The 22,087-nt window shown below is 67.0% G+C and carries 19 protein-coding genes and 1 tRNA gene; 13 read left to right on the plus strand and 7 right to left on the minus strand.

What is annotated here, in order from left to right; genetic code table 11:
* Positions 1-110: 110 nt before the first annotated feature.
* Complete coding sequence (locus P7L68_RS12575; protein ID WP_372005855.1) at positions 111-1,451, minus strand: substrate-binding protein; 1,341 nt, start codon at positions 1,449-1,451, stop codon at positions 111-113.
* A gap of 198 nt (positions 1,452-1,649) precedes the next feature.
* On the opposite strand from P7L68_RS12575, the gene P7L68_RS12580 reads away from it, so the two are divergent.
* The 4 genes from P7L68_RS12580 (at position 1,650) to P7L68_RS12595 (ending at position 6,587) form a co-directional block, all read left to right on the plus strand.
* Positions 1,650-3,116 carry a helix-turn-helix domain-containing protein gene (locus P7L68_RS12580; protein WP_372005858.1) on the plus strand — a complete coding sequence of 489 codons (1,467 nt, stop codon included), beginning with the start codon at positions 1,650-1,652 and terminating at the stop codon, positions 3,114-3,116.
* Positions 3,117-3,186: 70 nt separating this feature from the next.
* Positions 3,187-3,558 carry a response regulator transcription factor gene (locus P7L68_RS12585; RefSeq protein WP_372005860.1) on the plus strand — a complete coding sequence of 124 codons (372 nt, stop codon included), beginning with the start codon at positions 3,187-3,189 and terminating at the stop codon, positions 3,556-3,558.
* Between the two features lie 19 nt (positions 3,559-3,577).
* Complete coding sequence (locus tag P7L68_RS12590; RefSeq protein WP_372005861.1) at positions 3,578-3,862, plus strand: hypothetical protein; 285 nt, start codon at positions 3,578-3,580, stop codon at positions 3,860-3,862.
* Between the two features lie 4 nt (positions 3,863-3,866).
* Positions 3,867-6,587 carry an ATP-binding protein gene (locus P7L68_RS12595; RefSeq protein WP_372005864.1) on the plus strand — a complete coding sequence of 907 codons (2,721 nt, stop codon included), beginning with the start codon at positions 3,867-3,869 and terminating at the stop codon, positions 6,585-6,587.
* Between the two features lie 59 nt (positions 6,588-6,646).
* Here the strand turns inward: P7L68_RS12595 and P7L68_RS12600 are convergent, their stop codons facing one another.
* The 4 genes from P7L68_RS12600 to P7L68_RS12615 all read right to left on the minus strand — a co-directional run bounded on the left by P7L68_RS12600 (position 6,647) and on the right by P7L68_RS12615 (position 10,130).
* The gene (locus P7L68_RS12600; RefSeq protein WP_372005866.1) at positions 6,647-6,859 is read right to left on the minus strand and encodes a type II toxin-antitoxin system death-on-curing family toxin; all 213 of its coding nucleotides are present in this window, start codon (positions 6,857-6,859) and stop codon (positions 6,647-6,649) included.
* A gap of 180 nt (positions 6,860-7,039) precedes the next feature.
* Positions 7,040-7,267, minus strand: coding sequence for an AbrB family transcriptional regulator (locus P7L68_RS12605; protein ID WP_372006835.1), 228 nt, complete (start codon positions 7,265-7,267; stop codon positions 7,040-7,042).
* Positions 7,268-7,385: 118 nt separating this feature from the next.
* Positions 7,386-8,309 carry an RNA polymerase sigma factor RpoH gene (rpoH, locus tag P7L68_RS12610; RefSeq protein ID WP_372005868.1) on the minus strand — a complete coding sequence of 308 codons (924 nt, stop codon included), beginning with the start codon at positions 8,307-8,309 and terminating at the stop codon, positions 7,386-7,388.
* 645 nt (positions 8,310-8,954) lie between these two features.
* A complete protein-coding gene (locus P7L68_RS12615; RefSeq protein WP_372005870.1) occupies positions 8,955-10,130 on the minus strand; it encodes an RluA family pseudouridine synthase in 1,176 nt (391 codons plus the stop codon).
* A 36-nt stretch (positions 10,131-10,166) separates the two neighbouring features.
* On the opposite strand from P7L68_RS12615, the gene P7L68_RS12620 reads away from it, so the two are divergent.
* The 7 genes from P7L68_RS12620 to P7L68_RS12650 all read left to right on the plus strand — a co-directional run bounded on the left by P7L68_RS12620 (position 10,167) and on the right by P7L68_RS12650 (position 16,747).
* Positions 10,167-10,649, plus strand: a complete 483-nt coding sequence (locus P7L68_RS12620; RefSeq protein WP_372005873.1) for a hypothetical protein — start codon at positions 10,167-10,169, stop codon at positions 10,647-10,649.
* Positions 10,646-11,125 carry a Mov34/MPN/PAD-1 family protein gene (locus P7L68_RS12625; protein ID WP_372005874.1) on the plus strand — a complete coding sequence of 160 codons (480 nt, stop codon included), beginning with the start codon at positions 10,646-10,648 and terminating at the stop codon, positions 11,123-11,125. The genes P7L68_RS12620 and P7L68_RS12625 overlap by 4 nt, the downstream gene beginning before the upstream one ends.
* A 77-nt stretch (positions 11,126-11,202) precedes the next feature.
* Positions 11,203-12,810, plus strand: coding sequence for a class I SAM-dependent RNA methyltransferase (locus tag P7L68_RS12630; RefSeq protein ID WP_372005876.1), 1,608 nt, complete (start codon positions 11,203-11,205; stop codon positions 12,808-12,810).
* Positions 12,807-13,859 (plus strand): low specificity L-threonine aldolase, encoded by a 1,053-nt coding sequence (locus P7L68_RS12635; protein WP_372005878.1) that lies wholly within the window; start codon positions 12,807-12,809, stop codon positions 13,857-13,859. The genes P7L68_RS12630 and P7L68_RS12635 overlap by 4 nt, the downstream gene beginning before the upstream one ends.
* Positions 13,860-14,001: 142 nt before the next feature.
* A tRNA-Glu gene (locus tag P7L68_RS12640) sits at positions 14,002-14,077 on the plus strand.
* Between the two features lie 228 nt (positions 14,078-14,305).
* The gene (locus tag P7L68_RS12645; RefSeq protein WP_372005880.1) at positions 14,306-15,823 is read left to right on the plus strand and encodes a malonyl-CoA synthase; all 1,518 of its coding nucleotides are present in this window, start codon (positions 14,306-14,308) and stop codon (positions 15,821-15,823) included.
* A gap of 156 nt (positions 15,824-15,979) precedes the next feature.
* Entirely contained in the window at positions 15,980-16,747 is a 768-nt protein-coding gene (locus P7L68_RS12650; RefSeq protein ID WP_372005883.1) for a DsbA family oxidoreductase, read from the plus strand.
* Positions 16,748-16,762: 15 nt separating this feature from the next.
* Here the strand turns inward: P7L68_RS12650 and P7L68_RS12655 are convergent, their stop codons facing one another.
* A complete protein-coding gene (locus tag P7L68_RS12655) occupies positions 16,763-17,698 on the minus strand; it encodes an AEC family transporter (protein WP_372005885.1) in 936 nt (311 codons plus the stop codon).
* A gap of 552 nt (positions 17,699-18,250) precedes the next feature.
* On the opposite strand from P7L68_RS12655, the gene argC reads away from it, so the two are divergent.
* Positions 18,251-19,249, plus strand: a complete 999-nt coding sequence (gene argC, locus P7L68_RS12660; protein ID WP_372005888.1) for an N-acetyl-gamma-glutamyl-phosphate reductase — start codon at positions 18,251-18,253, stop codon at positions 19,247-19,249.
* A 295-nt stretch (positions 19,250-19,544) separates the two neighbouring features.
* On the opposite strand, the gene P7L68_RS12665 is transcribed toward argC, so the two are convergent.
* The gene (locus P7L68_RS12665; RefSeq protein ID WP_372005891.1) at positions 19,545-20,093 is read right to left on the minus strand and encodes a cupin domain-containing protein; all 549 of its coding nucleotides are present in this window, start codon (positions 20,091-20,093) and stop codon (positions 19,545-19,547) included.
* Positions 20,094-20,650: 557 nt separating this feature from the next.
* Here P7L68_RS12665 and P7L68_RS12670 point away from each other — a divergent pair.
* Positions 20,651-21,973: an aspartate aminotransferase family protein gene (locus P7L68_RS12670; protein ID WP_372005894.1), complete on the plus strand. Its 1,323-nt coding sequence runs from the start codon at positions 20,651-20,653 to the stop codon at positions 21,971-21,973.
* Positions 21,974-22,087 lie beyond the last annotated feature (114 nt).

Consider the following 22,087-nt stretch of genomic DNA (forward strand, 5'->3'; position numbering starts at 1 on the left):
CGCCTGCGCGGGCCGCTTCCAAGAGGGCAGGAAATGCGCGCCTGGGTGACGCGCGCATATGAGGATGGGCCGGTCCCGTCGCCGGGGCCGGCCCTGGATCCCTCATCGGGTCAGCAGCGGGAGTTGACCGGGCCGAGTTCGCCGCCGAACATCGCGGCGTCGTAGATCACGTCCTCGGTGGGCACCTGCTTGACGATGCGCATCAGGTCGAACTTGTCGGACGGGTTCTCCTTACCCTGCACGACCAGCACCGGCTTGAAGCACTGGTGGTCGTCGGCACGGTAGAGGGTGGGGCCGTTGCCGAGCCCGTCGAACTGGAAGCCTTCCAGTGCCTTGACCACGCCTTCAGGGTTGAAGGTGCCGGCCATCTGGCAGGCATTGGCGTAGAGCAGGGCCTGCACATAGCAGGTCTGGGCGGCCTGCGACGGCGGCTGGCCATATTCCTGGCCGAAGGATTTGGTGAAGGCCCTGGTGCCTTCGTCCTCAAGCTTCCAGTCCCAGTTGGCGGTGCCGTAGATGCCCTTCACGGCATCGCCCGCACCCTGGGCCATCAGTTCCGAGAACAGCGGAACCACGATCTCGAAGCTCTTGCCGTTCACCTGCTTGTCGCGCATGCCGAACTGCACCGCCTGGGTCAGCGAGTTGATCATGTCGCCGCCATAGTGGTTGAGGATCAGCACATCCGCGCCCGAGCTCAGCACCGGGGTCAGATACTGCGAGAAATCCGCCGCACCGAGCGGGGTTCTGACGGTCGCGACCGTCTTCCAGCCCAGTTTCTCGGTGGCGGCCTTGATCGATTCTTCCTGGGTCCAGCCCCAGGTATAGTCGGCGGTCAGGTGATAGGCCTTGCGGTCCTTACCATAGGCCTCGCCCAGCACCGGCCCCAGCGCCTGACCCGACATATAGGCATTGAAGAAGTGCCGGAACCCGTTGCGGCGCTTGTCCTTGCCGGTGGTGTCGTTTGAATGGGTCAGGCCGGACATGAAGATCACGCCGGCGTCCTGGCAGAGCGACTGCACCGCCACGGCCACACCCGACGACGAGCCGCCGGTGATCATGATCGCGCCGTCACGCTCGATCATGCGGGTGGCCGAGGCGCGGGCCGCGTCGGATTTGGTCTGCGTGTCGCCGGTGACGAAGACGACCTTCTTGCCCAGGATGCCGTTGCCCTTCAGCTGCGAGCCCTTGAACGTATTCAGCATGCCGCCGTCGCCCTCGCCGTTGAGGTGCTTGACGGCCAGCTGATAGGCGCGCAATTCGTCCGCTCCCTCGTCGGCATAGGGCCCCGTCTGGGGCACGTTGAAGCCGAGGGTCACGGTGCTGCCGGTCGGTGCGTTGCAGAAGTCCGCGGCTCTGGAGGCGCTGGTGAAGATGGTCGGTACGGCGAGCCCGGCACCGACAAGGGCACTGCTCCTCAGGAAGGCACGTCGGTTCATCCGAACGATGCTCATTATGTCTCCTCCCGTATCTTGATCGCGCCGATCCGCGGGCCGGCGCGTCAGGCGTTCCCGCCTGGGCACCATCCTTCCCCCATTTGTCGCATATTTCAATAAGTCATTGTTTTGATTATATAATTTTGTAAATATTTTGAGTCGATATGTCACCATTCTGTGATTAATTTACAAGAAGGCAGGCTGGGGGAGGGGGATATGTCACGCACGCTGACCGGCATGAAGATCCGGGCCCTGCGCAAGGAGGCGGGGTTGACGCAGGGCGCGCTTGCGCGTCGGGCCGGGATTTCTGCGGCCTATCTCAACCTGATAGAACATGATCGCCGGCCGGTGGCGGGGGAGCTGCTGGACCGGATCGCCCGCGGCATCGGTGTGCCCCGCGGCCTGCTCGACGGCGGTGCCGAACGCCGGCTGGTCGACATGCTGAACGAGATCGCCGCCGATCCGGCGGTGTCCGATGGCGCGCCGCCCGCCGAAGCGGCCGAGGAACTGGTCGGTCGTGCGCCTGGCTGGGCGGCGCTGCTGCTGGGGGTCTACCGGGCCTGGCTGGATCAGCGCCAGGCGGTGCTGGCCATGGCCGACCGGCTGAACCACGACCCTTTCCTGGGCGAAAGCGTTCACCGCATCCTGACCCGGGCGGCGGCGGTGTCGTCGGCGGCCGAAATCCTGGAGGGCGGTGATCTGGAAGAGGCCGACCGGGCGCGCTTCATGGCGATCGTCGCCTCCGACAGCCGCCGTCTGGCGGAAACCGCTCAGCGTCTGGCCGGGTTTTTCGACAGCGCCCATATGCGGGTCCGTTCCTCGACCGTGATGGAACATGTCGACACCTTCATCTATGAAACCGGCAACCATTTTCCGTTTCTCGAAGCCGCGGCCGAGAGCTTTCGCGCCGGGCTGACCCGGGGAGAAACGCCCGAAGCCGCCGCCGCCGCCCGGCTGGGGGTGGCGATGCCAGAGGATGATCCGCTGACGCCCGAGCGGCGGCGCTTCGGCCTGCTGCGCGATCTTGCCGCCGTGCTGGCAGGGGACGAGATCGAGGCCTTCGTCGCCGCCCATCCGGCACTCGGCACCGACGAGGCACGGGTTCTGGCCGCGGCGGCGCTGCAATCCTATATGGCCGCCGCCATCGTCATGCCCTATGACCGCTTCCTTGAGGCGGCCGAACGCCATCGCTACGACCTGGATCGGCTGGGCCGGATCTTCGGCGTGTCGTACGAACAGGCCGCCCACAGGGCGGCCACGCTCCGCCGGCCGGGTGCCGAGGGGGTGCGCTTCGCCTTCATGCGCTCCGACAGTTCCGGCTATGTCACCAAGCGCATGTCGCTGCCACACCTGCCCTTGCCCCGGTACGGCAATGCCTGTCCGCTCTGGCCGATCTACGGCGCCTTCCAGACCCCGGGGGTGACGGCGCGGGCTTTCGGTGAACTGCCGTCGGGTGATGCCTTCCTGTTCTTCGCCCGTGCGGTCGAAAAGCGGCCGCCTGCGGCCGACCGGCCCCGGCATCTGCTGTCGGTGATGCTGGCCGCCGCGGCGGCCGATGCCGACCGGCTGGTGCAGGGCGACGGCATCGACCGCACCACCGCGACCATACCCCTCGGCACGGTCTGCCGGCTCTGTCCGCGCAACGGTTGCGACCATCGTCAGGAAGCCCCGTTGATCACATGATCCGGAAAACCCTTGGGGGCGGGTCGGCGATGGCTGTAGGCTGGAGAAAAAACCGGGGAGGATAGATGCCTTGTCAAGGGCGCGCATACTCATCGCTGAAGATGAGCCGAATATCGCGGAGTCGCTGAGCTTCATACTCTCGCGGGCAGGCTTCGAGGTCGACACCATCGCCAATGGCGCAGATGCGCTGGACCGGCTGCGACGACAACCGTTTCAGGCCCTGATTCTCGACGTCATGCTGCCGGGCATGAACGGTTTCGACGTGCTGCGGGCGATCCGGACCGATCGGGCGATCGGCCGGCTGCCGGTGATCGTGCTCACGGCCAAGGGGCAGGCGCATGACCGCGAGATGGCCGAACAGATCGGCGCCAGCGCCTTCATCGTGAAGCCGTTCTCCAACGCCCACATCGTGGAACGGGTCAGCCACTTCGTCGGGGCCTGATTTACGGAAAGTCCGAGGCATGGAGACCGATCCCGTCGAGGGCGGCGGGGGGCACGACCGGGGGCAGGGCGTCCGCGACCTGGCCGGGGTGCTGCCCTATGCCGCCATCCTGCTGCTGATGCCGCCGATCATCCTGATCTTCACGGCCCCGGTTCAGATCGCCGGCATTCCGCTGATCGTGGTCTATCTGTTCGGGGTCTGGGCGCTGATCGTGGCCGGCGCCTTCGTCGTGGCAGAGCGGCTGCGCCGGCAGGAGACGGCGACGGGCTCCCAAGCGCGGCGCAGACGGGCAGGGCGGGGGTGAGCCGATGCTCCAGGCCAATCTGGTCATCACCGTCTGCCTGCTTTACGTCGCGGTGCTGTTCACCGTTGCCTTCATCTGCGACCGCCAGGCCCGGGCGGGCCGCGCCCGCTGGTCGGCCTCGCCGCTGATCTATACCCTGTCGATCTCGGTCTACTGCACCTCGTGGACCTTTTTCGGCGCGGTGGGCTCTGCCGCCCGCAGCGGGCTCGAATTCGCCACGATCTATATCGGCCCGACCATCGTGTTCACCGGCTGGTGGGTATTCCTGCGCAAGCTGGTCACCGTCGGGCGGGTGCACAACACCACCTCGATCGCCGATCTGATCTCGGCCCGGTTCGGCAAAAACCCGGCGCTGGGCGCCGTGGTCACCCTGGTGGCCCTGGTCGTGACCACGCCTTACATCGCCCTCCAGCTGCAGGCGCTGACCGCCAGCTTTCAGGTCATCACCTTCCCGGCCGGGGCGGTCACCGCCACCAAGATCGATCTGGTGCCCGACTACTGGTCCGGGGCCTGGGTGGCGGTCGGGCTCGCGGTCTTTTCGATCATGTTCGGCGTGCGCAATATCGACGTGAACGAGCGTCATCACGGCGTGATCGCGGCGATCGCGCTCGAAGCGGTGGTCAAGCTGGTGGCGCTGCTCGCGGTCGGGCTCTGGGTGGTGTTCTGGCTGGCGGGCTCCCCCGCGGCTGCCCTCGCCGATGCGCCGGTCAGCCTTACCAACCCGCAGCAGACCTTCGGCGTGCGCTGGATCACACTCTGCATCCTGTCGGGGGCGGCGATCATCTGCCTGCCGCGCCAGTTTCAGGTGACGGTGGTCGAAAACTCGAACGAACGTCAGCTGCGCACCGCCTCCTGGCTGTTCCCGCTCTATCTCTTCGTTTTCTGCCTGCTGGTGGTGCCGATCGCGGTCACCGGGCTCAACCGCCTGCCGCCGGATGCCAATCCCGATCTCTATGTGCTGACCCTGCCGCTGGATGCCGGCCAGGATGTGATCGCGCTGATGGCCTTCATCGGCGGCTTCTCGTCCGCGACATCGATGGTGATCGTATCGTCGATCGCGCTTTCGACCATGATCTCCAACCATATCGTGACCCCGCTGGCGCTGCGCTTTTCTGCGTTGTCGGAGGCGAGTGCCGAAACCGTGCGGAGCTTCATCCTGGGGTCGCGGCGGGCCAGCATCCTGTTCATCATCCTGCTGGGCTTCCTCTATTTCCGCCTGGCCGCAACCTCGGGGGCCCTGGCCGATATCGGCCTGATCTCGTTCTGCGGGGCGGCGCAGTTCCTGCCCGCGCTGGTCGGCGGGCTCTACTGGCGGCGGGCGACCCATATCGGTGCGCTCGCCGGCATGATCGCGGGTTTCCTGATCTGGGCTTATATGCTGTTCCTGCCCAGCTTCCAGAACCATTTCCTGATCTCGACCGCGCTGGTCCAGGACGGCCCCTTCGGCTGGGCGTGGCTGAAGCCGCGCACGCTTTTCGGGTTGAGCGGGCTTGATCCGCTGGTCCATGCCGCCTTCTGGAGCCTGTTCGTCAACACTGCGCTCTTCGTCGTGATCTCCATGATGACCGAGCCGACACCGCTCGCCCGGCTGCAATCGGCGCTGTTCATCGATGTCTTCCGCCGGAGGACCGAAAGCGAGCAGCGGGTGCTGCGCCGCACGGCGCCGATCGCCGAACTTCGCCAGATCGCCGATCGGGTGCTGGGTCCGGCCGAGACCGTGCAGATCTTCGTCCGCGACCGCAGGGCAGGGCGGGCGACGGTGGCGAGCGACGAGCTGATAACGGCGGTGGAGCAGCGGCTTGCCGCCCATATCGGCGCCGCTTCGGCCCGGACCATGATTTCGCGCATCGTCTCCAGCGAGACGATCAGCGTCGAGGAGCTGAAGCGCCTGGCGGGGGAGACCGAGCGGATCCGCGCCTATTCGGCCGAGCTGGAGCGGAAGTCGCAGCAGATCGAGAGCACGGCTGCGGAACTGGCCCGGGCCAATGCCCGGCTGCGCGAGGTCGACAAGCAGAAGGATGATTTCCTGAGCCAGATCAGCCACGAATTGCGCACACCCATGGCCTCGATCCGCTCGTTCAGCGACATCCTGCTTGAGAACCAGGACCTGGACGAGGCGAAGAAGTTGAGATTCCTCGGGATCATCCAGAATGAAAGCCTGCGCCTGACGCGGCTTCTGGACGGGATTCTGGACATGAACCTGCTGGAGACGCGGGGCCTGTCGTGGTCGCCGGGGCTGCTCGATCCCGAAACCGCCCTCGATCAGGCCATCGAAAGCTGTGAGGCGCTGGCGCTGCGCTCGGGCGTGGTGCTGAAGCGGGGCACGCGCACCCGTGACGTCCTGATTCTGGGCGATCGCGACAAGCTGGCCCAGGTGATGGTCAACCTCATCGCCAATGCGATCAAGTACAACACCGATCCCACGCCCCAGGTGGTGGTGTCGAGCCGGGTGCGCGGCGACCGCTACGAGGCGAGCGTGCGCGACAATGGCCGCGGCGTGCCCGACGAGGATCGCGAGCGGATCTTCGAAAAATTCGTCCGCGGCTCTGCCCACCAGCAGACCGGCGCCGGGCTCGGCCTCGCCATCAGCCGCCAGATCGTGGAGAGCTTCGGCGGTCGCCTGGGCCTTGGGACCGGCCGCAGCGGCGCCGAATTCGTCGTCTCACTCCCCCTCCAGCCCCTGCCGGGGGCTGAACGCGAAAGGGCGGATCTGCCGAAAGCTTAGGCAGATCCGCCCGATGGTGATCGTTCAGGGCGCAGTCGGGGCGTCAGCCGCGGTTTTGCCTAGGCTTCGTGAGACGTGATATTTGCGGCCAGGAATGCCTGGTAGCCATTTTCATCCATCAGCCCCGACGCCAGGCTGAGCACCGCATTCGCCGCGTCTTCTTCTTGGGCCGTGAAGCTATAGCCATTCAGCTCAAGGAACAGCACCCCGACCATAAAGCCCGTGCGCTTGTTCCCGTCAATGAAGGGATGATTTTTCACAATACTGGACATATAGATGGCTGCAAGCTTTGCAGGATCAAAAGCTATGGCGCAAGGTTATGCCTTGCTAAGGCCGCGCAAGTGCGGATCTCAAGAGATTGGCATCTCGCAAGCCAGGTGCACCGCCATGAACATCTATTGAATGGCCATGTATTTCTATGACTTCCGGCTCATCTATCCAGATGAATGCCGTCATTGTGCCAGGATGCGCAATGTATTATGATAGCGCTTCATGATGTCTTTGGCTTTTGACATCTTCTTTTCAAAATCAGGACCAGAGGATGCCAGCCGGTAACCGCCTTCTGGCGCTTCAATGAGATAAAGCGCGGCGCCGTCCTGTGCGTTCAGGCGCGAGACTACTTCTTCCGGTAGCACAACTCCAAGAGAGTTCCCGATTTTTCTGACCTTCAACTCGATTATCGCCTGCCCCCTTGATGGTGCTGTTGCAAATGTAACTGCGTCTGGCGATCAGGCAAGCACTGAACGGGGATCTGCAATCGAAAAAGGCGGCCTCTCGGCCGCCCTTTCCGTCTGATCTTCAGTGGTGCATCGCCACCGCCGGCAGCACCGGGGTGCGGCCCATTTCGCGGCGGGTTTCGCGTTTCACCCAACGGCTGACCTTCTCCAGCGCGCGCGCCTCGATCTGGCGCACGCGTTCGCGGCTGATGCCGTAAACCTGGCTCAGATCCTCCAGCGTCGCCGGGGCGTCGACCAGGCGGCGGCGGCTGAAGATGTCGCGTTCCCGGTCGCCGAGGCTCGCGACCGCACCTTCGATCAGGGTGCGCGCGCGGCCGGTTTCCTCGGCTTCGGCCAGCATGGTTTCCTGGTCGTCCTCGGGGCTTTCCAGCCAGTCCTGCCATTCGGTATCGGCTTCCTGGCGCACCGGCTCGTTCAGCGAACTGGCGATGCCGTCCAGATAGCGTTCCATGGCCACCACGTCCGAGGGCTCGACATCCAGCTTCTGGGCGATGATCGCCACCTGATCGTCGTTGAGCCCGGCCTCGCCCATGATGTCGAGTTCGCTCTTCACCCGGCGCAGGTTGAAGAACAGCCGCTTCTGCGAGGCGGTGGTGCCCATGCGGACCACCGACCAGGACCGCATGATGTATTCCTGGATGGCCGCACGGATCCACCAGATCGCATAGGTGGCGAGCCGGAAGCCCCGGTCGGGGTCGAAACGATGTACCGCCTGCATCATGCCGAGATTGCCCTCGGAGATCAGATCGGCCAGCGGCAGACCATAGCCGCGATAACCCATCGCGATCTTTGCGACCAGGCGGAGATGGCTGTTGACCAACTGATCCGCAGCGCGTACATCACCTTCGTCGCGGAAGCGACGGGCGAGACGCTGCTCCTGCTCAAGTTCAAGCACCGGATAGCGGCGGATCTGCTGCAGATAGGGGCCGAGGCCGGCATCGAACATGTTGTCGCGTCCGGCGGTGCGGGGCGTGCGTGTAGCCATGGCACGTGCCTCCTCTCGACTGACCCCAGGGGAGTCAAGGTCCCGGTGGGGTGGGTCCGGCCGCGCCTCTCCCTGGTGCGACCGGCAGGGCTCGTCCACACAACGTGGCTCGACGACCCTCTAACATCCCGTCGCGGGGAGATATGCAAGCAGTGCGCCAATTTCCGGCGCGCGTGACCCGTTGAGTTCATCTCGGGCGGTTTTCGTCCCTCTTATGAGGCTTATACGAGCCGCCGCCCAATATCCTACGTTTCAGGTTGCACCAATCTTACGTGTCGGTCGTCCATCCGGATGCGGCCACGTCGCATTATTTGTCGCGCCGCGCCGTCTTCCGGTCGTCTGTCTGCCGGCATGTCCGGCAGCCGGGACATCTGGTCGGGCAACCGATAGGATGGCCCCGAAGTTCCCAGGGGATGACATGCTCTTTTCGTGACCATGCTGCCCCTCGACGTCCCGAGGATGTCACGCCTTTCGTTACCACGCCCTTAAGGCCCGGCGAGAATCTGCAGGGCGAAGATTTCACCTTGCGGGTGAGCCATTCTCGTCCGGCACGCCCTTGGTCGGGGTGGACAGGCGCGCCCGTTGCCGGGCACGCTTGTGTTGTAGCTCAGCCTGACATAGTCGGACGATGACGTCCATCACACTTTAGAAGAATTCCAAACTGGCCAGAAGCTCCCGCATGTCCTGCGGCAGGGGGCTTTCGAATTTCAGGCGCCGGCCGGTGATCGGGTGCACGAAACCCAGCCGGCGGGCATGCAGGGCCTGGCGCGGGAAATCGCACATCGCCTTCACCCGGGGGTCTTCCATCCGTTGCAGCCGGGCCGGGCTGCGGCCATAGACCGGATCGCCGACCAGAGGGTGGCCGACATGGGAAAGGTGGACGCGGATCTGATGGGTTCGCCCGGTTTCCAGCCGGCAATCCAGCACCGAGGCGAGCGGCTTTTCCGACACCTCCACCACGCCGACCATATTGGCGATCCGGTAATGGGTCACCGCGTGCTTGCCGCCGCGGGTGACCACGGCCATGCGCTGGCGATCGGTGGCATGCCGGCCGATATTGCCCTCGATCCGGCCGGGATCGACGGACGGCACACCCCAGACGATGGCGGTATAGGCCCGGCGGATGGTGTGGTCGGCGAATTGCCGTGCCAGGGCGAGATGGGCGGCATCGGTCTTCGCGAACACGATCAGGCCGCTGGTGTCCTTGTCGATCCGGTGCACCACGCCCGGCCGGGTGGGGGCGCCGATGGAGGACAGCCGCCCCTCGCCATGGGCCAGCAGACCCGAGACCAGGGTGCCGCGATCATTGCCGGCGCCCGGATGCACCACCAGCCCGGCCGGCTTGTCGACCACGATCAGCCACTCGTCCTCGTAGACGATGTCGAGCGCCATGGGCTCGGGGTCCAGGCGGCGTTCCTCGGGCACCGGCACGGTGACGGTCAGCTTCTGGCCGGGCTTTACCCGCCGGGAGGCGTCGGCTATCGTCGCGCCGTCGAGCGTGACCCGGCCGTCGCGGATCAGCGCCTGGACGCGCCCGCGCGACAGCGAGGGCGCGGCATTGGCCAGCAGCCGGTCCGCCCGTTCTTCCGCGAAACCGGCCGGCAGGGTGATGTCGACCGTGCCGCCGAGCACCGCCGCGGCTTCAAGGGCCGACAGCTCGTCATCGTCGAGGCCGGCCTCGGCAAGGGGCTCGTCTTCGTCTGCGTCGGCCGCGTCATCTGCGGTAAGGTCCGGATCTGCGGTCAGATCAGGATCAGCCGGCACCGCCGTCTCGCGGGGCAGGTCGTCGTCGCCGGGCCGGCGGGAATCGCGTCCGCTCAATACATCAACTCCCTTCGGGGGATCGGGGACTTCCAGATGAACGACAAGGCGCCCGAGACGATCGAACAGCGCATGACCCGCATTCTGAAGCGGGTGATCATCGGGCTCGGCATCGCCATCCTGGTGGTCGGTGCCGGTCTAGGCGTGCTGATATACCAGCGGGCGACGTCTAACAAGGACCAGAAGCCGGCACAGACCCCTGTCGCGACGGCGCCGGCTGTGCCGGATGCCGCCGGCCCGGCGCCGCAGCCGGCGGCCCCCGGCCAGATCGCCGGCGATTTCCGCACCGCCAACCCGCCGGCGGCCCCGGTCCGGCCGCTTCGCCCGGCGGGCACCGAGGGGCCGGCCCTGATGTCGGGCGAGAGGGTCGTCGCCCTGGCCGCCGCGGGGGAGGATGTGATGATGGTTGCCGAAGGTGCCGATGGGGTGCAAGTGCTGGTGGTGATCGACCGGGCCTCCGGCCTGTTGATCCGGCGCATCCCGCTGAATGCCGCGGCTGCGGCGGCCGGGGCGAAATGATCCGGGCGCCGCGGGTGACGATCCGCCCCGCGGCGATGCGGGCGGCGGTCGATACGGTCGAAGCCGCCTATCCGGCCGAAGGCTGCGGTCTGCTGCTGGGCCATGTCCGTGCGGACGGGATCGAGGTGACGGAGGCGGTGGCCTCGATCAACCTCGCCCCCGATCCGCGGCGGGCCTTCGAGATCGACCCGGCCTTGCGCCTGCGTCTGCAGCGCCGCTCCCGCGAGGGTGGGGCGCGGATGATCGGCCTTTATCACGGCCATCCGGACATGGCGGCTTCGCCTTCGGCGGCCGATCTGGCCGGCGCCTGGGAGGCGGGGCTGATCTGGATGATCCTCAGGGTCGAGGACGGCCAGATGATCGAGGCCCGCTGCTGGCGGCTGGCGGCCGATGGCAGCTGTTTCACCGAAGGCGTGCTGAGGGTGGGCGAAGACCGACCGGTCGCCTATGGCCCGCCGCGGCCGGTTGAACCTTGACCTGGTGCTGCCTGTAACGATGTTCGACCAGGGCCGGCGGTTTCATGGGACCGGTCCCGACAAAAAAGAGACGGTGTGTGGACGACGATCGCGACGACGACCGCGAAGATGCGGAACTGGACGGCATCCCGGGTGGCGAGGATGACGCGGGCGGGCTGCGTCCGGGCACCCAGATCGAGGTGAGGATCACCGATCTGGGCAGCCATGGCGACGGCATCGGTGCGCATGAAGGCCGGCCGGTCTTCGTGCCCCATGCCCTGCCGGGCGACCTGGTGGCGGCGACCGTGGAGACGGTGGAGCGCGACCGTATCCGCGCCCGCTGGCTGGAACTGGTGGAGCCGGGCCGCGTGCGCGTGGAGCCGGCCTGTCCGCATTTCGGCCCCTGCGGCGGCTGCGCCCTGCAGCACATGGCGCTGCACGACTATCGCGGCTGGAAGCGCGGCCTGGTCGCCGACATCCTGGCCCGCAACGGTTTCGAGGAGGCGACGCTGGCGCCGATGATGCCGGCGGAGCCGCATGAACGCCGCCGGACCAGCTGGAAGCTGCGCGCCACCGCCCGCAAGGCGGTGGTGGGCTATATGGAGGCCGGCAGCCGCCATGTGGTCGATGTCGACCATTGCCTGCTGCTGGTGCCCGAACTGGACCGGCTGATCCCGCGGTTGCGGGATTTCATGGCCGGCCCCGACGGCTATCCCCATCCTGCCCATTTCCGCGAGGCCCATGCCGAGGCCACCGAGGGCGGCGTCGATCTGGTGCTGATGCTGTCTGAAGCCCCCGATGCCGAAGGGCTGCAGGCGCTGGCCCGTTTCGCCGAGACCGCCGGACTTGCGCGGATCTCGTGGCGGCCGGAACCCGATCCGGTGCCCGAGCCGCAGCGCGGCGGGCGTGGCCGGCACCAGAAGGGCCGGCAGAGGGGTCCGGCCCGCGGCGGTCCCCGGGCCGGCAACGCGCCGGCGATCCTGGCCGAGCCTGAGGTGGTGGTGCGCCGCCAGGCGCCGGTGGTCCATCGTGGCGGTGTGGCACTGGAACCGCCACCGGCCGGCTTCGCCCAGGCGACGGCATCGGGTGAGGAGGCGCTGGTGAGCTTCGTCGCCGGTGTCTTCGGCCATGTGATCGCAGAGGGCGGCACGATCGGCGATTTCTTCGCCGGCTCCGGCACGTTCGCCCTTGCCCTTGCCCATCGCGGCGCGCGGGTGATCGCGGCCGAGGTGGAAGGGCCGGCGCTGGAGGCGTTGTCGCGGGCCGCGGCTGCCGCAGGATTGTCCGACCGGGTGACGGTGGAGCCGCGCGACCTGATGCGCTGGCCGCCTTCCGCCCGTGAACTCGCCATTCTGGACGCGGCGGTCTTCGATCCGCCACGGGCGGGCGCCCGGGCGCTGACGGAACAGCTTGCGGCGTCCGGCATTCCGCTGATCGCCGCGGTGTCGTGCAACCCGGTGACCTTCGTGCGCGATGCCAGGATCCTGGCCGCGTCCGGCTACCGGCTGGTGCGGGTGATGCCGGTCGATCAGTTCCTGTGGTCGCGCCATGTGGAGCTTGCCGCCGAATTCCGGCTGGATCCGGCGCTGGCGGCTGCCCGTGGCGGAACGGGGCGTCAGGCGCCGCGCGACGATCCGCATGCCCCGCCCCGCGGTCGGGGGGCGGCCAAGACCGATCGTCATCCGAAGCAGAGGGGGATGCGATGAATTTTCACAGCGATCATGTCGTGGGGGCCCATCCCAAGGTGATGGAGGCGCTGGTCGCCGCCAATCAGGGCTCTGTCCCGTCCTACGGCAATGATCCCGTCTCGGCGGCGCTGGAAGAGGATCTGGCGGTCCTGTTCGGCCGCGAGGTCCGGGTGTTCATGACGCCCACCGGCACGGCCGCCAATGCGCTGTCGCTGGCGGCACTCACCCCGCGCTGGGGCACGATCTATGCCCATAGCGAAGCGCATGTGGAGATGGATGAATGCGCGGCACCGGAATTCTATACCGGCGGCGCCAAACTCTCCCTCGTGCCCGGTGACCATGGCCGGATGGATCTGGACCAGCTGGAGGCCCGGCTGGCCGCGGCGCCGCGCGGCTTCGTCCACGCCGCCCAGCCGGCGGTGATCACGCTGACCCAGGCGACCGAGGCCGGCACGGTCTACACCCCCGATCAGGTCCGGCGGGCCGGCGGGATCGCCCGGGCCCAGGGCGTGCGCCTGCACATGGATGGCGCGCGCTTCGCCAATGCCTGCGTCCATCTGGGTGTGGCGCCGGCCGAGATCACCTGGGATGCCGGCGTCGACGTGTTGAGCTTCGGCTCGGCCAAGAACGGCACGCTGGGGGCCGAGGCGGTGGTGGTCTTCGACCCCGAGCTTGCCGAGGCGATGGGCTATCTGCGCAAGCGCGCCGGCCTGCTGATCCCCAAGATGCGCTTCCTCTCGGCCCAGTTCCGCGCCTATCTGGCCGGCGATCTCTGGCTGTCGCTGGCGGGCCACGCCAACGCCATGGCAACCCGGCTGGCCCATGGCCTGCAGTCGCTGCCCGGTGTCAGGCTGGCCCATCCGGTGGAGGCGAACGAGCTGTTCGTCGACCTGGCGGAGCCTGCGGTCGCGGCGCTGGAGAAGGCCGGCGCCGGCTTCTATCGCTGGGCCGAGCCGGCGCCCGGCACGGTGCGCATCCGCCTGGTCACCTCGTGGGCGACCGACCCGGCGGAGGTCGACCGTTTCCTGGACCATGCCTCGATCGCAGCCGCCCACGGCCGGCGCTGATCCGGCCTGACGAGCCATGAGGGGGTGGAAGCCGTTGATTTTCCGGCCCCCTCATCTCCCGGGAAATATTTCGTCATCGGAGCTTCATTTTTTCTCTTGCACGGCCTGACGGGTGGCTGTAAATATCCGCCCACACGACGACGCCCCCATCGTCTAGCGGTCCAGGACGCCGCCCTCTCACGGCGGAAACAGGGGTTCGATTCCCCTTGGGGGTGCCAATCCTCAAGCGTCGTCAGCGAAACGCCGCGCGGATCTCATGATCCAGCGCGGCGTTTCGCATTTCTGGACTTGGCTTCATTTTTCCTGATCTTCAGCACCCGCCGCCGGATCTTGCCCGGCCGCCGGCGCGCTTGTCCTCTTCCCCGGCCGGGCCTATCGTGCCGGGGCCCAGGATTGCTTAGACCGGAATTGCTCAGGCCAGAATTGCTCAGAGAGGAGGCCCCGCGGTGAGCGACAACCTCTACGCCCGTATCCGTGCCCGTTTCCCGGCCGATCCGGCCCGGCCGATGCTCTACCGGCCCGACGGCAGCGTGCTCACCTATGGCGATGCCGACCGGATTTCGGGCCAGGTCGCGGCCCTGCTGGATCAGCTGGGCGTCGCCCCCGGCGACCGGGTGGCCGTGCAGGTCGACAAGTCGCCGATGGCGCTGATGCTCTATCTGGGCTGCCTGCGCCGGGGCGCGGTCTATCTGCCGCTCAACACCGCCTACAAGCCGGCCGAACTCGAATACTTCATCGACGACGCCGAACCGCGGCTGGTGGTCTGCCGGCCCGAGGCGGAAACCGCGGTCAGGACCATGACCAATGGCCGGCCGATCGAGGTGGCGACGCTTGATGCCACCGGCGACGGCGCCTTCGCCGACCGGGTCCGCGCCACCGCAGGGGTGGCCGAGCCGGTTGCCCGCAGCCGCGACGATCTTGCCGCCATCCTTTATTCCTCGGGCACCACCGGCCGGCCCAAGGGGGTGATGCTCTCGGGCGAGAACCTGTGGAGCAATGCAGAAACGTTGGTCGAGGCCTGGGGCTTCACCGACCGGGACGTGCTGCTGCACATGCTGCCGATCTTCCACACCCACGGTCTGTTCGTCGCCACCCATTGCGTGCTGCTTTCCGGGGCCGCCATGCTGTTCGAACCGAAATTCGATGCGGCCCGTGCGCTGGCGCTGATGCCCAGGGCGACGGTGATGATGGGCGTGCCGACCTTCTATGTCCGCCTGCTGGCCGAGGCCGGGCTCACGCGGGAGGCCACCGCCCATATGCGCCTGTTCGTCTCGGGCTCGGCACCCCTGCTGCCCGAGACCTTCGCCCGGTTCGAGGCCGTTACCGGCCATCGCATCCTTGAGCGCTATGGCATGACCGAGACCAATATGAACACCTCCAACCCCTATGACGGCGACCGCCGCCAGGGCACGGTCGGCCGGCCGCTGCCCGGGGTGGAGCTGCGCATCACCGGCGAGGACGGCGGGCCGGTGGCGCCGGGCGAGGCGGGCATGATCGAGCTCAAGGGCCCGAACGTGTTCAAGGGCTATTGGCGCAAGCCCGAGAAGACCGCCGAGGACTTCACCGCCGACGGCTTCTTCCGCAGCGGCGATATCGGTACCATCGACGACGACGGCTATGTCTCGATCGTCGGTCGGGCCAAGGATCTGGTGATTTCGGGCGGGTTCAACGTCTACCCCAAGGAGATCGAGCTGGTCATCGACAGGATCCCGGGCGTGGATGAAAGTGCCGTGATCGGCGTGCCGCACCCCGATTTCGGCGAGGCCGTGGTGGCGGTGGTGGTCCGCGAGGCCGGGGCCGATGCGCCGGACGAGGCCGGCGTGCTGGCGGTGACCCGCGAGCAGCTGGCCAATTTCAAGCAGCCCAAGCGCGTGCTGTTCGTGGCCGAGCTGCCGCGCAATGCCATGGGCAAGGTGCAGAAGAACCTGCTGCGTGACGCCCATCAGGGCCTCTTCACCGGCTGATCGTGCTGCGCTGCTTGCATCCGTACGGAGGCGGGGGCATGTGAAGGGGAAGCCAGGAAGGGGGGAGGGGGCGCCGCGCGCGTCCCGGTCCTCCATCCTCATCAATATCCTCCACCCTCATCAATACCTTAAGTCTGCAACCGGAAGGCCGACACCATGCGTATCGACGTGATTTCCGACACCGTCTGTCCCTGGTGCTTCATCGGCAAGCGCCGGCTTGAAGAGGCGCTCGACATGTTCGCCGGCCATCCGGCGGCGCAGCCGGTGGAGGTGCGCTGGCATCCCTTCCAGCTGAACCCGTCGATGCCGCGCGAAGGCACCGACCGGGCAGGCTATCTGGCGGCCAAGTTCGGCGGGTCCGAGCGGGCGGCCCAGATCTATGGCCGCATCCGTGCCGCCGGTGCCGAGGCGGGCATCGACATCGATCCCGAGCGCGCAGCCGTGATGCCCAACACGCTCGACAGCCACCGGCTGATCTATCGCATGCAGCTGCGCGATCTGGCGGCGGCCGATGGCGGCAATCGCGGCGATCGGGTGGTCGAGGCGCTGTTCACCGCCTTCTTCGAACAGGGCCGCAATATCGGTGACGCTGCCGTGCTGACCGAGATCGGCCTCGCCGTCGACCCCGAGGACACGGATCTCGGCGCCTGGCTCGCCTCCGACGACGACCGCGATGTGATGGCCGAGGCCGACGCCCAGGCGCGGCGGATCGGCGTCGATGGCGTGCCCTGTTTCATCATCGACGGCCGCTGGGCGGTGATGGGCGCGCAGGCGCCCGAGCAGATGATGATGGCCCTGGTCCGCGCCGCCACCAACCCGGCCGGCGGTGGTGTTGCCGATGACGGCGAGGGCGGCATGTCGGATGACGAGGTGGATGGCGACGGCTGCTCGCCCGAGGATGGCTGTGCGGTGCCGCCGCGCTGACCCCGGGCCTGAGGCTCAGCTGCCGAGCAGGGTGAGGGCGAGCGAGACGGTGGCGACCGAGCCCAGTGTCGAGACCAGGATCGCGGCCGAGATCCGGCTGGTGTCCATCCGGTACTGATCGGCCAGCACGAAGACCGACACCGCGATCGGCAGCGAAGCCTCCAGCACCAGGATCCGCACCAGCAGCGGGTCGAGCGCGAAGACGATGGTGGCCATCCCCAGCACCAGCAGGGGGTGGACCACGATCTTCAGCAGGGCCAGCCCCGAGACCTCGATCATGCCGCGGGTGAGCGAGCAGCCGGCGAGATTGGCGCCGAGTGCGAACAATGCGCAGGGCGCGGCCGCCAGGCCGACGAGATTGCCATAGGCCGCGACCGGCTTGGGCAGCGGCAGCCCCGAGACGCCATAGAGCGCGCCGGCCACGATGGTCAGGATCAGCGGGTTGAAGGCAAGCCCGCGGGCGATCTTGATCAGCGCCCGCTTCAGCCCGCCGCCGGCCGCGCGCTCGCTTTCGATCAGCAGCACGGTCAGCCCCATCATCAGCACGTGGTCGAGCACGATGATGGTCATGGCCGGGGCCGCAGCTTCGGGGCCGAAGGCGAAGATCACCAGCGGCAGGCCCATATAGCCGACATTGGAAAAGGTGGCACCCAGCCCGCGGATCCCCGAGAGCGCCGGGCCGCCCCCGAACAGCCGGCGGCCACCGAAGACCGCAATCGCATAGACGATCAGCCCGGCGCCGTAATAGGCCCCGATCAGTTTCGGGTCGAGCAGCCGGTCGAGCGGGATTTCCGCGACCTTCACGAACAGGAAGGGCGGCAGCGCCACCCAATAGGTGAAGCGGTTGAGCCCGGCCAGCCCGCCCGCATCGATGAAGCGCCGCCGGCCGACGATCCAGCCGGTCAGGATCACCGCGAAGAACGGCAGGCATACATCGATCAGGATCTGCATATCTCGGTCTGTCTCGGCATAAGGGCTTCCAGGCGGCGGAAGGCAGCGGCCGATCCTGACCGGGCGCCCGGCGCATTGCAAGCCCACCACACCTGAAGCGATAACATGTGGACCCTAACTCGCCATAAGCTTGACAGCGGGGGCGGGAAGGGTCGATCATCACGAACAGGTTGAATGGTCCTGTCACCGGATCGATCAGGCGGGGATGCGATGGGGGATCGTCCCCCGTCAGGCCGCCGGTGAGTTTGGTGGTCCGTCTTCTGTACCGGGCACAGGTACGCGCATGGCCTTGTCCGGCCTTCCGTTCACGAGCAAATTCCGGGCGGACTTCGGTCCGCCCGCTTTTTTTATGCCTCCGATGAGATTTTATGCCCCCGATCAGACCGGCCCCGATCAGATTCGGCCCCGGCAGATCACGCCTGCGCGGCAGCCTTGCGGGTGCGACCGCTCGCAAGCCCGCCCCGGCTGCGCTATAGTGCGCCGCGCCGGCCCATGCCGGCACAGCCCATGCGACCCATACCCTATGCGACCCTTCGAGGAGCGGCCCTTCCCATGAGCGGCAAGCCCACCGTATTCATCGACGGCGAGGCCGGAACCACCGGCCTGCAGATCCGGGCACGTCTGGCCGGACGCGAGGATCTCGCGCTGGTCTCGATCGCGCCCGAGCGTCGCAAGGATCCGGCTGAGCGTCGACGCCTGCTGAACGAGGTCGACCTCGCGATTCTCTGCCTGCCCGATGCGGCGGCGGTCGAAAGCGTCTCGATGATCGAGAATCCGGCCGTGAAGGTGCTGGACGCCTCCACCGCCCACCGGGTGAAAGCCGGCTGGAGCTATGGTTTCGCCGAACTTCTGCCCGGCCAGCGCGCCGCCATCGTCGCCGCCACCCGCGTCGCCAATCCCGGCTGCTATCCCACCGGTTTCACCGCCCTGGTGCGGCCCCTGGTCGATGCCGGGATCATCGCGGCCGATGCGGCATTGTCGGTGAATGCCGTCTCGGGCTTTTCGGGCGGTGGCCGGCAGATGGTCGAGGATTACGAGGCAGCCGCCCCCGTCGGGCGCGAGGCGGCCTATCCCTACGGCGATTATGCGCTGGGGCTGGAACACAAGCATCTGCCGGAAATGGCGGTCTATGGCGGCCTCTCCTCGGCGCCGCTGTTCGTCCCGGCCGTCGGTCACTTCAAGTGTGGCATGCTGGTGCATGTGCCCCTGACCCGGGCCCAGCTGGCGAAGACGGCCAGTGTCGCCGATGTTCAGGCCGTGCTCGCCGAACGTTATGCCGGCGAGCGCTTCGTCAGCGTTGCCCCGGCCGGCGGCGGCGACCGGCTGCGCGACGGCAAGTTCCTGGACCCGCGCGAGCTGAACGGCACCAATCGGCTGGAGCTGTTCGTGTTCGGCAATGATGCCGCCGGCCAGATCCTGCTCGCCGCCCGGCTCGACAATCTGGGCAAGGGCGCTTCGGGCGCTGCGGTCCAGAACCTCAACCTGATGCTTGGCCTGGACGAGGCGGCGGGTCTGGAGACGACGCTGCCGCTGTCCGAGACGACGATGTAAGCCCGCTCTTTCAGGCCTGGAACGACAAAGACGGCTGTTCCGCATCGGCGGAACAGCCGTCAGTTCGTTTATCGCGTGCCGGCCCGTGTGGGATCCGTGCCGGTCCGGGACCGGAGACCGGGGACGGGGGGATGGCGGGCTGGGCTCAGGAGCCTGGATCGGGGGACGATCCGCCATCCCGGTGGGCCGGCGGTGCACGATCGACATACCCGAAGCCTAAGATGGCTTTGCCGCTGCGTCAATCTTATTGCGGTATTTTCATAGACTCTATACGCGCAGTGGTGGTGGCGTGGTCTCAGAAGCTCGGCGGCGTGCAGGCGGAGACGATTTCGGCTTCTTCCTCGCCGACATTGCGGAAGCGGTGGGGCAGGCGGCTGTCGAAGTAATAGCCGTCGCCGGCTTCCAGCACGCAGCTCTCGCCGCCGACGGTCAGTTCGATCCGGCCGCGGACCACGATCCCGCCCTCTTCCGACTCGTGTCGCAGCAGCTGCTTGCCGGTATCGGCCCCGGGGGCGTAGCGCTCGTGCAGGATCTGCATCCGCCGCCGGCTCAGATTTTCACCGATCTGGGCATAGGCGACCGAGCCGCGGGCGATCTGGGTCAGCTCGTCGGCCCGATAGAAGGCCCGCTGCCGGGTGGTGAGGTCGAGCGAGAAGAACTCCGACAGCGAGATCGGAATCCCCTCCAGCACCTTCTTCAGTGATCCGACCGAGGGGCTGACCTTGTCCTGTTCGATCAGCGAAATGGTCGCATTGGTCACTCCGGCCCGCTTGGCCAGCTCACGTTGCGACAGGCCATAAATCTGCCGGATGGTCTTGAGGCGCGCACCCAGATCGCCGCTCATCGTCCCGCTTCTCCCCGCTCCATGCCGGCCGCCCTGCCGGTTCCTGTTCAAGATATTTGACATTCCATGTGTGCTGCAACGCAAAATCAATGGCTTGCAATACCGATGGAAATCACTTTGTCGAGTTTAATTGCCAATGCTAGGCTGTTCCACAGGATGAGAGGTGACGCCCGCTGGTCGTCGCCGATCCCCTTCAGCCGCCATTGCGGCGGCGGCCAAGGGCGCGGCAGCGCCCGCCCGGCGAGGGACGAACAACCAGACTCCAGCCGCCATTGCGGCGGCGGCCAAGGGCGCGGCAGCGCCCGCCCGGCGAGGGACGAACAACCAGACTCCAGCCGCCATTGCGGCGGCGGCCAAGGGGTGCGGGAGCACCCCGCCCGGCGAGGGACGAACAACCAGACTCCAGCCGCCATTGCGGCGGCGGCCAAGGGGTGCGGGAGCACCCCGCCCGGCGAGGGACGAACAACCAGACTCCAGCCGCCATTGCGGCGGCGGCCAAGGGCGCGGGAGCACCCCGCCCGGCGAGGGACTGACAAACCAACAGGAGCGACGCGGTCATGGCGCGCATCACGGTTCCGAACGATCTGGACGCGCATTGGATGCCGTTCACGGCCAATCGCCAGTTCAAGGCGGCGCCCCGCCTGCTGGTCGGGGCGAAGGACATGTACTACACCTCGCATGACGGCCGTCAGGTGCTGGACGGCTGCGCGGGGCTGTGGTGCGTGAATGCCGGCCACGGCCGCGACAAGATCTCCGAGGCGGTCGCCCGTCAGATCTCGGAGATGGATTATTCGCCCTCGTTCCAGATGGGCCATCCGCTGAGCTTCGAGCTGGCGAGCCGCCTGGTGGAGCTGGCGCCGGACGGTATCGATCATGTGTTCTACTGCAATTCCGGCTCGGAAGCGGTCGACACGGCGCTGAAGATGGCGCTGGCCTATCACCGCATCCGCGGCGAGGGCAGCCGTACCCGCCTGATCGGCCGTGAGCGCGGCTATCACGGCGTCGGCTTCGGCGGTATCTCGGTCGGCGGCATCGTCTCCAACCGCAAGCATTTCGGCACGCTGCTCTCGGGCGTCGACCATCTGCGCCACACCCATGATCTGGCCCGCAACGCCTTCTCGTGGGGTCAGCCCGAGCATGGTGCCGAGCTGGCCGACGATCTGGAGCGGCTGGTTGCACTGCACGACGCCTCGACCATCGCGGCGGTGATCGTGGAGCCGATCGCGGGCTCGACCGGCGTGCTGATCCCGCCGAAGGGCTACCTGAAGCGCCTGCGCGAGATCTGCGACCGCCATGGCATCCTGCTGATCTTCGACGAGGTCATCTGCGGCTTCGGCCGGACCGGCAAGGCCTTCGGCGCCGACAGCTTCGAGGTGACGCCGGATCTGATGACCACCGCCAAGGGCATCACCAATGGTGCGGTGCCGATGGGTGCGGTCTTCGCGAAGAAGGAGATTTACGACACCTTCATGACCGGGCCCGAGCATCTGATCGAATTCTTCCACGGCTATACCTATTCTGGCCATCCGCTGGCCTGTGCGGCGGCGCTCGCCACGCTCGACATCTATGCCGAAGAGAAGCTGTTCGATCGGGCGGCGAGCCTGTCGGAGTATTTCGGCAAGGCGGCGCATGCGCTGCGCGATCTGCCGAATGTCATCGACATCCGCAATTACGGCATGGTCGCCGCGGTCGAGCTGTCGCCGCGTGCGGGTGAGCCGACCAAGCGGGCCTATGAGGTGTTCGTGCGGGCCTATGAGCAGGGCGTGCTGCTGCGCTTCACCGGCGACATCATCGCGATTTCGCCGCCGCTGATCATCGACGAGGCCCAGATCGACCATCTCTTTGCGGTCCTGTCCGAGGCGATCAGGACGACCGCCTGATCGGGCATCGCTCAATCCATCCGGCGCAACCGTCGCCGATCCGCATCCCCCGCCCGGGCATAGCCCGGGCGGTGCGGCCCAAGCCGGCACAAGATCCGGCGGCCCGGAGATGCG

Origin of the sequence: Tistrella mobilis (assembly GCF_041468085.1) — a bacterium.
Lineage (GTDB): Bacteria > Pseudomonadota > Alphaproteobacteria > Tistrellales > Tistrellaceae > Tistrella > Tistrella mobilis_A.

Coding starts and splice junctions, on each gene's coding strand:
- P7L68_RS12600 (WP_372005866.1), bottom strand. CDS start 6,859: ATGTCCAGTATTGTGAAAAATCATCCCTTCATTGACGGGAACAAGCGC.
- P7L68_RS12575 (WP_372005855.1), bottom strand. CDS start 1,451: ATGAGCATCGTTCGGATGAACCGACGTGCCTTCCTGAGGAGCAGTGCC.
- P7L68_RS12670 (WP_372005894.1), top strand. CDS start 20,651: ATGGCGCGCATCACGGTTCCGAACGATCTGGACGCGCATTGGATGCCG.
- rpoH (WP_372005868.1), bottom strand. CDS start 8,309: ATGGCTACACGCACGCCCCGCACCGCCGGACGCGACAACATGTTCGAT.
- P7L68_RS12590 (WP_372005861.1), top strand. CDS start 3,578: ATGGAGACCGATCCCGTCGAGGGCGGCGGGGGGCACGACCGGGGGCAG.
- P7L68_RS12635 (WP_372005878.1), top strand. CDS start 12,807: ATGAATTTTCACAGCGATCATGTCGTGGGGGCCCATCCCAAGGTGATG.
- P7L68_RS12580 (WP_372005858.1), top strand. CDS start 1,650: ATGTCACGCACGCTGACCGGCATGAAGATCCGGGCCCTGCGCAAGGAG.
- P7L68_RS12620 (WP_372005873.1), top strand. CDS start 10,167: ATGAACGACAAGGCGCCCGAGACGATCGAACAGCGCATGACCCGCATT.
- P7L68_RS12655 (WP_372005885.1), bottom strand. CDS start 17,698: ATGCAGATCCTGATCGATGTATGCCTGCCGTTCTTCGCGGTGATCCTG.
- P7L68_RS12595 (WP_372005864.1), top strand. CDS start 3,867: ATGCTCCAGGCCAATCTGGTCATCACCGTCTGCCTGCTTTACGTCGCG.
- argC (WP_372005888.1), top strand. CDS start 18,251: ATGAGCGGCAAGCCCACCGTATTCATCGACGGCGAGGCCGGAACCACC.
- P7L68_RS12650 (WP_372005883.1), top strand. CDS start 15,980: ATGCGTATCGACGTGATTTCCGACACCGTCTGTCCCTGGTGCTTCATC.
- P7L68_RS12625 (WP_372005874.1), top strand. CDS start 10,646: ATGATCCGGGCGCCGCGGGTGACGATCCGCCCCGCGGCGATGCGGGCG.
- P7L68_RS12665 (WP_372005891.1), bottom strand. CDS start 20,093: ATGAGCGGCGATCTGGGTGCGCGCCTCAAGACCATCCGGCAGATTTAT.